Annotated in this window: 10 protein-coding genes; 5 read left to right on the forward strand and 5 right to left on the reverse strand. The window is 42.8% G+C overall.

Features of this window, described 5'->3' with window-relative positions:
- Positions 1-114 precede the first annotated feature (114 nt).
- The 5 genes from GKD17_RS00720 to GKD17_RS00740 form a co-directional block, all read right to left on the reverse strand.
- Complete coding sequence (locus GKD17_RS00720) at positions 115-2,115, reverse strand: outer membrane beta-barrel family protein (RefSeq protein ID WP_007834595.1); 2,001 nt, start codon at positions 2,113-2,115, stop codon at positions 115-117.
- Positions 2,116-2,284: 169 nt separating this feature from the next.
- A complete protein-coding gene (locus GKD17_RS00725) occupies positions 2,285-2,599 on the reverse strand; it encodes a DUF4491 family protein (protein ID WP_005838797.1) in 315 nt (104 codons plus the stop codon).
- 6 nt (positions 2,600-2,605) lie between these two features.
- Positions 2,606-3,064 (reverse strand): Lrp/AsnC family transcriptional regulator, encoded by a 459-nt coding sequence (locus GKD17_RS00730; RefSeq protein ID WP_005838800.1) that lies wholly within the window; start codon positions 3,062-3,064, stop codon positions 2,606-2,608.
- A 116-nt stretch (positions 3,065-3,180) separates the two neighbouring features.
- Positions 3,181-3,564, reverse strand: a complete 384-nt coding sequence (locus GKD17_RS00735) for a hypothetical protein (RefSeq protein ID WP_005838801.1) — start codon at positions 3,562-3,564, stop codon at positions 3,181-3,183.
- A 22-nt stretch (positions 3,565-3,586) separates the two neighbouring features.
- Positions 3,587-4,873 (reverse strand): hemolysin family protein, encoded by a 1,287-nt coding sequence (locus tag GKD17_RS00740; protein ID WP_007834604.1) that lies wholly within the window; start codon positions 4,871-4,873, stop codon positions 3,587-3,589.
- A 134-nt stretch (positions 4,874-5,007) separates the two neighbouring features.
- Between GKD17_RS00740 and GKD17_RS00745 the strand changes: the two genes are divergently transcribed.
- The 5 genes from GKD17_RS00745 (at position 5,008) to GKD17_RS00765 (ending at position 13,250) form a co-directional block, all read left to right on the forward strand.
- Complete coding sequence (locus tag GKD17_RS00745) at positions 5,008-5,532, forward strand: NUDIX domain-containing protein (protein WP_007834605.1); 525 nt, start codon at positions 5,008-5,010, stop codon at positions 5,530-5,532.
- Between the two features lie 9 nt (positions 5,533-5,541).
- Positions 5,542-8,445 (forward strand): tetratricopeptide repeat protein, encoded by a 2,904-nt coding sequence (locus GKD17_RS00750; protein ID WP_007834606.1) that lies wholly within the window; start codon positions 5,542-5,544, stop codon positions 8,443-8,445.
- Positions 8,446-8,468: 23 nt separating this feature from the next.
- A complete protein-coding gene (locus tag GKD17_RS00755) occupies positions 8,469-10,166 on the forward strand; it encodes a TonB-dependent receptor (RefSeq protein WP_007834607.1) in 1,698 nt (565 codons plus the stop codon).
- A 121-nt stretch (positions 10,167-10,287) separates the two neighbouring features.
- Positions 10,288-12,726, forward strand: coding sequence for a type I DNA topoisomerase (gene topA / locus GKD17_RS00760; protein ID WP_007834608.1), 2,439 nt, complete (start codon positions 10,288-10,290; stop codon positions 12,724-12,726).
- Positions 12,723-13,250: a shikimate kinase gene (locus GKD17_RS00765; protein ID WP_007834609.1), complete on the forward strand. Its 528-nt coding sequence runs from the start codon at positions 12,723-12,725 to the stop codon at positions 13,248-13,250. Before topA ends, GKD17_RS00765 begins: the two co-directional genes overlap by 4 nt.
- Positions 13,251-13,277: the final 27 nt, after the last annotated feature.

Consider the following 13,277-nt stretch of genomic DNA (forward strand, 5'->3'; position numbering starts at 1 on the left):
CGCTCGTCGGGAGTGCTGGTGCACCCCCTTGGCGCTGGCCGATCCCCGACCGATGAGCTTGAAAGAAAAACAGCGCATGACACAGTTTATTTTACGCCCCCGACTTTTCGATAATTATTTGCGCAAATAACTATCACTTGTTGTCTGTATGCTTTCCGCACGTTTTACCTTTACTTTCTTGCCAAAGTCAAACTTATATATAAGGTTTAAGCACGCTCCTTGATAAGGGGTTTTATTATTTTCTTCTATTCTGCTTAGATTGTTATTGGTAATTGTGGTCAGATTTCTTCTTTTATTCAAAATAGCGTAAACTGATAAATTTATGCAGAACTTTTGATCCAGGAAATATTTGTAAAGGCCGGCATTCATATTGTATACACTGTGATATATTGTTTCGCTTCTACGTGCTCTTCTTTCTGCCATAAAGTTAAAACTTCCACCGAAAGTATTTGTGAAACGAAGACTGTTGTCACAAAAGAATAAGCAATGGACTATATGGTAGGTCTGTTTGGGCGACACTTCTTTAGTGTAGTCGCCATCAAGGGAGGCATTGGTAGTCCACCAGCTGAACAAGGCCTTAGTGAAACCTATTGAAAAAGCATGTCGATAAGACTTCCCTATATTGGTCGGCATAGTATAGGTGATGATCGGATTGTCTTTATCTTGATAGATTAGGGGAAATAAATCATCTTTGCACTTTGCGTAAGCGTAGCTTATACTCCAAGTATTTGACAGACTCAACAATAGCCTGATACGATGTTCGGTAGTAGGTACTAAATCCGGATTCCCTTTAGCATAAGAATATTCAGAGATATAGACAATAGCCGGATTCATGCTCTTATAAGGGATATTTCCCATTCTTTTTGAATAGGATAAAGAGGCTTGGTTCTTTTCAGAGAAAAGGTAACCCACCTTGATGGAGGGGAACAGATTGCGATATGTGCGTTTGTCACCTGCTATGTTATTGGAAATACATTTCACTTCATCCTCTTGTACCCGTATACCGCCATTTAATGTAAATTTCTTCCATTGCCATACATATTCTGCATAGCCTGCATAACCTATACCTTTATAGGTAAATAGCCCGCTTTTATCTTCTTTCTGCCATCCTTCTTCACTCTGATATGCGTAATACATTTGGTTGCCGGTGTGGTTATTATAATAGTCGCCACCCCATTTCAACCTGGAATGTTTGTTGAGCAAGAAGATATAATTTATCTCTGCTTTCCATAAATCAGAAACAGTTCCGGTGTTGCTACATTTATTATCCTCTTCGTTTTTCTCCGGATACTGATAAAGATAATGGTGATTCAGTTCTTTCGTTTCGTCACTTCTCAAATAATCAAGAACTGTTCGCAAAGTATGCTTTCCGTTTTTTGATTTCCAATTATAGTTCAAACTAGCCTGATATATTTTGTCATCCCCTTTCCCTTTACTATGGTAGGAAGAGGTATATTCCTTTTCTGTTTCTTGTATTTCGGAAAAAGAAGAAGATTTTAGTGTGCTTCCAGCTTGTTTTACCATACAGTTAAGTCCGATGCTTTGCAGGGTAGTTATATCATATAACATACTGAATGTTTCATTGATTCTTCTTATATTTTTACGGTCTATATTCTGGTTTACAATATGTGTATTCAGGTGGCTGTTATGTGTTATGTTTTCTGTGATGTAAGGATCTCCTGCATTAGAAAGAACTAGATTGTTGTAAAAATTCCATTTCCCAAGCCGAAGGCTTAATGGAAGACCCAAGCGTTCCCAATGACTATTTCTTTTTCTCATTTCTCCTAGCAAAGAGGGTGAACCATTGCCTCCGCCATCTGCATTTTTTTTCAAAGATATATATATGATTCCTCCTTTAGTCGTGGCATTATATTGTAAATCAGCTTCCGGCAGGATTTCAACATTTTCTATGTCCGTGGCTTGCAGACTTGATAATTCTGTGCGGTCATGAAGTTCTCTGCCGTTTATGTATATTTTAGACACGGTTCCTCCATTCAGCCTTAGTTCAATTATATGCAAGGAAAGAATTTCAAATATAGGAATAAGAAGAGTTTGCAGAGTACGGAGCAGGGGATAAAGTTGTGAAATAATTTTTGTTTTATATGTTGCAGGCACGGGATGCGTATGATATTAGAATCGCGGAAACGTTTACGAAGAGCGCATGAGGAATGCGCGAAACTTGAGAGTGTCATCTGATGTCATAGTACAGGCTACAGGGCTTCCTGAAGAAGAAATAAAAGCCCTTTAATTGAATTGCAAAGGGTTTGGCCGGAAAGAATAGTTTCTATTCATATTCGTGTTTCCGTTTCGGATTCATCGGAAACCAACCTTTCAGCACACGTTCGCGTTGCTCGAAGATCTCCTTGATAGTCCAGAAAGAAGAGAAAGAGAAGACACCCAATAAAGAGGAAATCAAGATGTCACTGATAAGCACAGTCCCTATAATGCCTGCTATGCCCAGTACCAAAAATATCCACCAGCACCGTGTACCCCAATAATATTCGGCCTTGACCACGATGGGGTGGAAAAGACCGATTATTAAAAAGGTACAAATGCCGATGGCGATACCGCCTAAATGGTATTCATTCAGCCATTCCATTCTTTCTTAGCTTTGAATGGGTATTTCTTTTTTGATGCTCTGTTCCAGAGAGATCAAGGTCTCGGTAGCCGTAACACCGGGAATTTCCTGAATCTTTGAGTTCAGCAAGTCCATCAAATGTTCGTTGTCACGAGAGTAAAGTTTGGTCAGCATAGTATATGGACCTGTAGTGAAATGGCATTCCACAATTTCGGGAATCTTCTTCAGTTCTGCCACTACGTTTTTGTACATGGAACCTTTTTCCAGCTTGATCCCTACGTATGTACAGGTTCTATACCCTAAACTCTTAGGGTTCACATGATATCCTGAACCGATAATAACTCCCAAATCAATTAATCTTTGCACACGCTGATGAATGGCTGCGCGTGAAACTCCACATTCTGCTGCGACATCTTTAAACGGGATGCGGGCATTTTGGGATATAATTTCTAGAATTTGTCTGTCGAGACTATCAATTTTCTCCATAATATACCGATTTTAATGTTATCAATCTGTAAGCAAATATAGGAATACTTTTTAATTTATCTACTATTTTGCAAGAAAAAACAGGATTTCTTTGAAAAAAAGTGCAAGAAGAGGAGCTAATCACCTATTTTCTTCTCTATTTCGCCGATTTTCCCTCTTCTTTCAAATGAGAAGGTATCGCTATGTGTATCTAAATAGTTCAACAGGAATAGCGATTTTCTTAACAAATATTTTTGTTCTTCGGACTCTTTCAACAAAGCATCCTGATAGAGCAGTTCGGATAACATGTCGATGCGCGTGAGCAATTCCTCGCCACCATAGTTTTGTCCCATCTCGTTCAGTATATATTCCGCATCCTGATCATAATAGAAGGTGGAAGGATGATTGAAGTAGGCACGATAAATGCTTTGAAGTTGCAATTGCAGCTCGGGACCGTCCTTTTTATCTCTTTCTTCTACCAACTTTTCCAATGCTTCGAAAAACTGTTGAAGCAACCGCATAATGTAATCTCTTTGCAGCATGTTAATTGTCCTCTTCGTTTTTATGGGTTAGTGTTACTAATACTTTATCTATCCGGGCTCCGTCCATGTCGACTATTTCCAGTGTGAAGTCATTCCATTCCATGGCTTCACCGGTCTTGGGAATGTGACCTAGTTGTTGCAAGATGAGGCCGCTCAAAGTGTTGTAATTATAATCGGGGTATAAATCCTCCATTTCGAAATGACTCAGAAAGTCATAGAAAGAGCATTGCCCGTCTATCAGCCAGCTTCCGTCCTTGCGGGGAACGATATCGGGATCTTCCGAGTCACTGGGCAAGGTGCCTACCAGGGCTTCCAGAATGTCCTTCATGGTGATGATGCCTTGCAGACTGCCGAATTCATCACAGATTAATCCGTATTTGATGTTGTGCTGGCGTATTTGTTCCAATACTTTATATACATCCATGTTTTCGTGGAAGTATTGTGCCGGACGGATCACATCACGCAGATTGAATTCGCAACTGTTCAGCTTCCCGAAGAGGTCTTTCAGGTAAACTACTCCGATGATGTTGTCCAGGGTGTTTCCTTGAGTTACAGGATAAACTTGGTACAGGTGTTGGCATACGATGTCATACAGTTGCTTGTTGTTCATGTCTATGTCAATGGATACGATGTCGCTGCGATAGGTCATGATGGTGTTGATGCTACGGTCGCCCAGGGAGAAGACGCGGTCCACAATATCCTGTTCCACTTCCTGCACTTCGCCGTTCTCAGTCCCTTCGTCTATCATGGATTTGATTTCCTCTTCAGTCACTTTTTCTTCAGCTGTGTTGATATGCAGCAGGTTGAAGATAAGTGAAGTGCTTTTGGCAAGTATCCATACAAAAGGAGAGGCTATGACGGACAGCCAGTACATGGGACGTGCCAATAGCTTGGCAGCACGGGTGGAGGCACTCATGCCAATGCGTTTGGGCACCAGCTCGCCAAAGATAATAGTGAGGTAAGTGACCAGAATGACAATCAGGGTTTGAGCCAATAAATAGGCATATGTGGCGGGTACGCCGGCGTCAGTCAGTATGTTCCCAAAATCGGTGGCCAGCACGTCGCCGGAGTAAATACCGGTCAATATACCAATCAGGGTGATTCCGATTTGGATGGTGGATAAAAACTTGTCCGGGTCATTGGCAAGCTTTAAAGCGATACGCGCTGTAGAGCTTCCATGACGGATATCATTGGACAAACTACTTTTACGCGCTGAGATCAGGGCGATTTCGGACATAGCGAATACCCCGTTTAATAAGATAAGTGCGATAATAATGGCAATTTCCATGTAAGAATTTACGTTTTGTTTTGCTAACAAATGTACTAAGAATTGTGTTTTCTCTTTCTTCTTTTAGATTTAATTAATGAATTATCTGTCATTTGCGCTATCTTTGCGGTGTCTATACTTAGAAAGGAGTAATTATGCATCCGTTGGAACTATTCAAATATTGTCCGAAGTGTGGTTCGCCGCACTTTGAAGTGAACAATGAGAAATCAAAGCGTTGCGCCGATTGTGGCTTTGTGTATTATTTCAATTCCAGTGCCGCTACTGTAGCTTTTATCTTGAATGATAAGAATGAGTTGTTGGTGTGCCGCAGAGGAAAAGAACCGGCAAAGGGAACATTGGACCTGTCCGGTGGGTTTATTGATATGTATGAAACCGGCGAGGAAGGTGTGGCACGCGAGGTGCTGGAGGAAACCGGCTTGCAGGTGGAGGAGGCTGTTTATCAGTTCTCATTGCCCAACACTTATCTTTATTCAGGATTTCTGGTACATACATTGGATCAGTTCTTTCTTTGTAAAGTGAAAGATACCAGTCGGATAAAGGCGATGGATGATGTGGCGGAATCTTTCTGGCTTCCGTTGGATGAAGTGAATCCCGAAGAATTCGGGCTGGATTCTGTGCGTGAAGGAGTCCGGCGTTTTTTGAAAGAACATAAACTTTAATGATAAGATATGAAAAGAAAAACCTTATTGATGGCCGCATTGATGGGAGGCTGTTCCTTGCAGGGAATGGCGCAGCAGATAACTCCCAAGGATGTGGCAGGTGACAAGGAATATAACCGGGTATGCCGGGAATATGAGTTGAAAGGCGGGGACAGCATGGAACTGTTACAGGCTTATCTGGACAAATATCCTGACTCCCGTCATAAAAACAGGGTGCTGTCACTGATTGCCTCTGCTTATTTTATGGAGGGAAAATACAAGGAGGCCATTGCCCTGTTCCGGTCGTGTGATCTGGAGGCTTTGCCTGATAAGGAAAGAGATGATTGTGCCATGCGTCTGGCCACCTCTTATCTGAAAGAAGATAATCTGCGTGAAGCGGCTGTATGGTTTACCTTGCTGAAAGAGGTAAGCCCATTGTATCAGGATGACGCTGTCTATAATCTGGCTTATATTGATTATGTGGAGAAACGCTATGACAAGGCGCTGAAAAGTTTCCAGTCTTTGCAGAATGATGCCGTATATGCAGCATTGGTTCCTTATTATATAGGAGAGATTTATTTGGTGAAAGGAAATTATCAGCAGGCCCGTACTGTGGCAAAAGCGTATCTGGAGCAATATCCAGCTAAAAAGGATGTTCCTCAGATGGAACGGATTTGGGGAGAGGCTTGTTTCGGATTGAATGATTACCAAGCGGCGATACCTCCTTTGGAAAGATACCGTGAAAGTGTCTCCCACCCGCAGCGTAAGCCTTTGTATGAACTCGGTATGAGTTATTATTATACTGGTGTTTATTCCAAGGCTGCCGCTACTTTGGGGGAAATGGCTTCGGTACATGATGCCTTGTCACAGAATGCTTATCTCCACATGGGGCTGGCTTATTTGAACTTGAAGGAGAGGAACAGGGCACGCATGGCATTCGAGCAGGCAGCCAATTTCAGTTTTGACCCGAAAGTAAAGGAACAGGCTCTTTATAATTATGCTTTGTGTATTCATGAAACCTCTTATTCTCCATTTGCCGAGTCGGTTACCGTGTTTGAGCGTTTTCTGAACGAGTTCCCGAACTCGCCTTATACGGAGCGTGTCAATGATTATTTGATAGAAGTGTATATGAATACCCGCAGTTATGAAGCTGCTTTAAAATCTATAGCAAAGATTGAACATCCGGGCACACGTATTATGGAGGCCAAGCAGAAGATTTTGTTCCGGCTGGGCACACAAGCGTTTGTGAATGCTCGTTTCCAGGAGGCTCTGGAGTTCTTCAACCAATCGCTTGCTATGGGGCAATACAATCAGGCGACAAAGGCGGACGCTTATTTCTGGAGAGGGGAATCCAATTATCGTTTGGACCGTTTTCCGCAGGCGGGTAACGATTACCGCTTGTATCTGGAATTTGCCACCAGCAAGGACGGACAGGAATACGGTCTGGCTCTCTATAACTTGGGATATACTTATTTCAAACAGAAAAATTATGGAAATGCGGGCACTTGGTTTACCCGTTTTGTGGACAGGGGAAGTGCCAATGAACGTGCCATGCAGGCAGATGCCTATAACCGTATAGGTGACTGTAACTTCTATGACCGCCGTTTTGAACAGGCTCGTCAGGATTATGCCCGTGCGGTGGAGATTGATCCGTCACTGGGGGATTACTCTTTGTATCAGGAGGCGTTTGTACGTGGTTTGCAACGTGATTATAATGGAAAAGTGCAGACGTTGAACCGCTTGATTTCGGATTATCCGGAATCACAATACATGGATGATGCCCTTTACGAGCAGGGACGTGCTTTTGTGCAGATGGAAGATAATGCCAATGCCATTGCCCGTTTCAATATTTTGGTGAAGAAATTCCCGGAGAGCAATGTCGCACGGCGGGCAGCTAACGAGATCGGTTTGCTGTACTATCAGGATGACAAGTATCCTGAAGCCATTCAGGCTTATAAGCAGGTCATAGCCAGTTATCCGGGCAGTGAGGAGGCTCGTTTGGCGCAGCGTGATTTGAAATCTATCTATATTGATTTGAACAAGGTGGATGAGTATGCCAACTTTGCTTCAACTATCCCCGGCGGTGCCAACTTTGATGTAAATGAGCGTGATTCATTGACTTATGTGGCTGCCGAAAGGGTATATATGCGAGGAGAGGTCACCGAAGCCCGCAACAGCTTTACCCGTTATTTACAGACTTTCCCCGAAGGTGCTTTCAGCCTGAATGCCAACTATTATATCGGTTTGATAGACTATAACCAGAAAGCCTATGAAAGTGCAGCTCGGCATTTGGATAAAGTATTGGAATATCCCAACAACAAATATTCTGAAGATGCCATGTTGATGGGTGCCGAAATGGCTTATACGGCGAAGGATTATGAAAAAGCTTTGCATATTTACAAGCAATTGAAAGATAAAGCTGCTTCTATGGAGCGTCGCCAGCTTGCAAAAACCGGAATGTTACGCAGTGCGCATATGCTGGGAAATGAGGAAGAGATTATCTTTACCGCAACAGATTTGCTGGCCGATACTAAACTGGCGCCGGAATTGTCTAACGAGGCACATTATTACCGTGCAAAAGCTTATTTGGATGCCGGCAAGACGGATAGAGCTATGGAAGATCTGAAGATCTTGGCAAAAGACACCCGTAATGTATATGGAGCGGAGGCCAAATATAAAGTCGCCCAGATTTACTTTGACGGCGGACAAACGGATAAGGCGGAGCAGGAGGTGCTGAATTACATCGAGGTAAGTACACCGCATACCTATTGGCTGGCACGCAGCTTTGTGTTATTGGCTGATGTGTATATGAAGTTGGGACGTAACTTGGATGCTAAACAATATTTGCTTTCATTGAAGCAGAACTATCAGGCTGATGATGATATTGCCGGAATGATTGAAAGCAGACTTGAGAAATTGAAAACTGAGAATTAAAAATTAAAAAATAAGTGCTGAATATGATAAGTAAGAAATTGTCAATTGTCCATTGTCAATTGTCCATTATATTGGCTTTTTTGCCTCTGTCTGTTGCATATGCGCAGCAAGATAGTACGTTGAACCGCACTGTGGTGGTAGAGAATGAGTATAATCCCAATATCATGGATGCCTCAAAGATTAATGTCCTGCCTAAGGTGGAGGAGCCGGCTGTAATGAAGAAAGGCATAGAATATGCTACAGCCTTGCGCCCTGTTTTGGCCTGGACGTATGAAAGTATGTCTCCTATAACCCGTGAATGGGCTATGAACCGCGCGAAACGTGGGTATGTCCGTGCCGGATATGGAAATTATGGGAATGTGGATTTTAAGGCTGGGTATCTGTGGGATATCACCGGAAAGGACCGCCTGAAAGTCGGAGTATCTCTGGATGGCATGAACGGAAAGCTGAAGCATTGGAATGCTGAGGATTGGAAATCACGTTTTTATTCTACTGAGTTCCGTTTGGACTATTCTCATGATTTCAGCAAGGTAACTTTGAATTTAGGTGGCGGCCTGCAATCACAAGTGTTTAACTATATGCCTGATTCCGAAGTACATACGGCTTCTGCCAGAGCTGCTGATAAACAGCATCATACTTTAGGCGATTTTCACATCGGTGTTTCTTCCAGAGATGAATCGCTTCCTTTGCAATTCACTTTGCAGACCGGATTGAAGTATTTTGGTATCAAATATCCGCTGGATTATTCAGATAATGCATCTACAGGTAAGGAGAAGATTGTACACACCGAAGGAGATGTATGGGGCAAGCTGGATAATGAGCAACGGGTAGGCATCCGTTTCGAGATGGATAATCTGTTTTATTCTTCGGACAGTTTAATGGGCAACTATACTTCACTGGGTTTGAATCCTTATTATATGTTGGAAAGTGATGACTGGCGGGTCCGTGTCGGTGCTCATGTGGATTGGCAGTCGGGGGAGGACAGTGGCATTGATGTGTCTCCTGACGTGAAAGCCGAATACTTGTTCTCGGATAGTTATGTGCTTTATTTACATGCGTTGGGAGGGCGTGAACTGAATGATTATCGCCGGTTGAATGCTTTTTCACCTTATTGGTCTTTAAACGCCCGGATGCCTTCTACCTATGTGCCACTGAATGCTACATTGGGTTTTAAAGCATCTCCGGTAAATGGTTTGTGGTTTAATATCTTTGGTGGATATCGGATCAGTAAAGATGAGTTATTTTGCAATCTGGTGGATGCGGACGGGTATTATTTTACTCATTTCTTGCAGGATAAAGCAAAAACCGCATATGGAGGTGCTGAACTGAAATATGGTTATAAGGACTGGTTTGACGCTTCATTGAAAGGTACATTTTATAGCTGGAAGACAGACAATGAAAATGAAGAGCTGTATTTAATGACCAAGCCTAAGTTTGAATTGAATTTTTATGCTGAGGCTAAGGTTTTTGAAGGATTGAAGGTTTATTTGGGCTATGAATATGTACAGAGGAAAGAGTATGTAATAGAAGAAGGGAATAGCAGCAGGGATTTTGGTTTGGGCAATATCAGCAATTTGAGTGTGGGAGCCAGTTATACCTTCCTGAAAGACTTGTCTGTTTTTGGGCGTGTGAATAATCTGTTGAATAAACAATATTATTATGAGTACGGCTATCCTGCTGAAAAACTGAATGTTCTAGCCGGGCTTTCTCTGGTTTTTTAGTTAAATAGACATTCGGAAAGGACTTTTTTAAGAAAAAAAAGCAGAAACATACCTTATTATATAGGTGTGCTTCTGCTTTTTTTCTACTTTTGCCCCAAAATAAAATGGAATACATAGTATTATGCAAAAAAATCTAGTAATAGTTGAGTCACCCGCTAAGGCTAAAACCATTGAGAAATTCTTGGGTAATGATTATAAAGTCCTTTCCAGTTACGGGCATATCCGGGATTTGAAAAAGAAGGAGTTTAGTATCGATGTAGAGAATGGGTTTGAGCCGACTTACGAGATACCGGCAGACAAAAAGAAATTGGTAGCCGAATTGAAAGCGGAGGCAAAGAAAGCTGATATGGTATGGCTTGCATCCGATGAGGATCGTGAAGGAGAAGCTATTTCATGGCACTTGTTTGAAGTCTTGGGGCTGGACCCTGAGAAGACCAAGCGCATTGTATTCCACGAGATAACCAAAACAGCGATACTAAAGGCCATCGAAAATCCGCGTGACATTGATGTAAATCTGGTAAATGCCCAGCAAGCACGCCGTATTCTGGATAGAATTGTAGGTTTTGAACTTTCACCGGTATTGTGGAAGAAGGTAAAGCCTGCTCTTTCTGCCGGACGTGTGCAATCTGTTGCCGTTCGTTTGATTGTGGAACGTGAACGTGAGGTACATGCTTTTGTCAGTGAACCGTCTTATCGCGTTACAGCAGTGTTTGAAGTTCCTGATGTTGATGGAAATGAAGTTGAAGTGAAAGCAGAATTGTCCAACCGTTTCAAGACCAAGGAGGAAGCACAGGCTTTCCTTGAAATTTGTAAGGATGCGCAGTTCTCTATTGAAGATATAATAACCCGCCCTGTGAAGAAATCGCCGGCGGCACCGTTTACTACTTCTACGTTGCAGCAGGAAGCTGCCCGTAAGTTGGGATTTACAGTAGCGCAGACCATGATGGTGGCACAGCGTCTGTATGAAAACGGACAAATTACTTATATGCGTACGGATTCGGTGAACCTTTCGGATTTGGCTTTGAATACTAGCAAGCAGACTATTTTGTCCCTGATGGGAGAAAGATATGTCAAAGTCCGTAAGTTTGCCACCAAGACTAAAGGAGCACAGGAAGCGCATGAGGCTATCCGTCCTACCTATATGGAGAATGAGACGGTGAGCGGAACCGGTCAGGAACAGAAATTGTATGAACTGATCTGGAAACGTACCATCGCTTCACAGATGGCAGATGCGGAACTGGAGAAAACAACGGCTACTATTGTAATTAGTAACAGCAGCGAGAAATTTATCGCTACCGGCGAGGTGATTACTTTTGACGGTTTCCTGCGTGTATATAAGGAATCATATGATGATGACAATGAGCAGGAGGATGAGGGTCGTCTGTTGCCGCCTCTAAGCAAAGGGGAAAAACTGATAAGAAAAGAAATTTTGGCAACTCAACGCTTTACCCAATGTCCGCCCCGTTATACGGAAGCCAGCCTGGTACGCAAACTGGAAGAGTTGGGCATCGGTCGTCCATCTACATACGCACCTACCATTTCTACTGTGCAACAACGCGGTTATGTAGAAAAAGGAAACAGTGAAGGTGTGAAACGTCCGTATGATACCTTGAAACTGAAAGGCGGCAAGATTACGGAAATTACCAAGACAGAGATTACGGGAAATGAAAAGGCCAAGTTGTTACCTACTGATACCGGTATCGTGGTAAACGATTTCCTGATGGAGTACTTCCCTGAAATCATGGACTTTAACTTTACAGCGAATGTGGAGAAAGAGTTCGATGAAGTGGCTGAAGGAGAAAAGGAATGGACTGGTATGATGGACAGTTTCTATAAAGGTTTCCATCCGTTGGTAGATAAGACCATTCACTCTAAGACTGAGCATAAGGTGGGTGAAAGAGTATTGGGGACAGATCCTGTAAGCGGTAAGCCGGTATCGGTTAAGATAGGTCGTTTCGGTCCGGTTATTCAGATTGGTACTGCCGATGATGAAGAGAAACCGCGTTTTGCGCAGTTGGCAAAGGGATTGTCTATGGAAACCATTACGTTGGAAGAAGCGTTGGATGCGTTCAAGCTTCCCCGTACGTTGGGGGATTATGACGGTCACACGGTGACGGTAGGAGTAGGGCGTTTCGGACCATACGTGCGTTATGACAAACTGTTTGTTTCTATTCCTAAAGGAACGGACCCGATGGAGATTTCTTTGGATGAAGCGGTCGAACTGATCAAGAATAAGATAGAAGCGCAGGAGAAGAAGTTTATTAAAGTATTCGATGCTGACCCTGATATGCAGGTCTTGAACGGACGTTACGGCCCATACATCAGCTATCAGAAAAAGAATTATAAGATCCCTGAGAATGTAGAACCGGCGGATTTAAGTCTGGAGGCTTGTTTTAAGGTGATTGAATTGCAGAAAAGCAAGGCGGAAACCCGTAAAACGAAAGCGGCTTCAAGAAACAGGGGAACCGTAAATATGGAAGAGGAGTCCGAAAAAACCGAAGAATCCGCTAAAAGTAAGGCGGCTCCCAAGGTAAAGGGCACTGCAAAAGCAAAAAAATGACACGTATATTTCTAATAGGATATATGGGTGCGGGCAAAACGACTCTAGGTAAAGCGTTTGCCTGTGAAATGAGTCTGAATTTCATTGATTTGGACTGGTATATCGAGGAACGTTTCCATAAAACCGTTCAACAGTTGTTCTTGGAGCGTGGAGAAGACGGATTCCGGGAACTGGAACGGAAAATGTTGCATGAGGTGGCCGAATTTGAAGATGTGGTTGTTTCGGCCGGTGGAGGAACACCTTGTTTTTTTGATAACATGGAGTATATGAATGACTGTGGTGATACGGTATTTCTGGATGTGGAACCTGCTGTGTTGTTTCGCCGTCTGAGAGTGGCCAAGCAGCAACGTCCATTGTTAGCAAATAAAAGTGATGAGGAACTGATGGATTTTATCTGTGAGGCGTTACAGAAAAGACATCCGTTTTATTCCAAGGCAAAACATCTGTTTAAAGCTGATGAGCTGGAGGATAAAAAACAAATTCAAGCCTCTGTTGACAGCTTGAGAAAGCAATTGAATAAATAATTATATATAGTAAATACACACTCTTTG

The sequence above is a fragment of the Phocaeicola dorei genome (assembly GCF_013009555.1).
Lineage (GTDB): Bacteria > Bacteroidota > Bacteroidia > Bacteroidales > Bacteroidaceae > Phocaeicola > Phocaeicola dorei.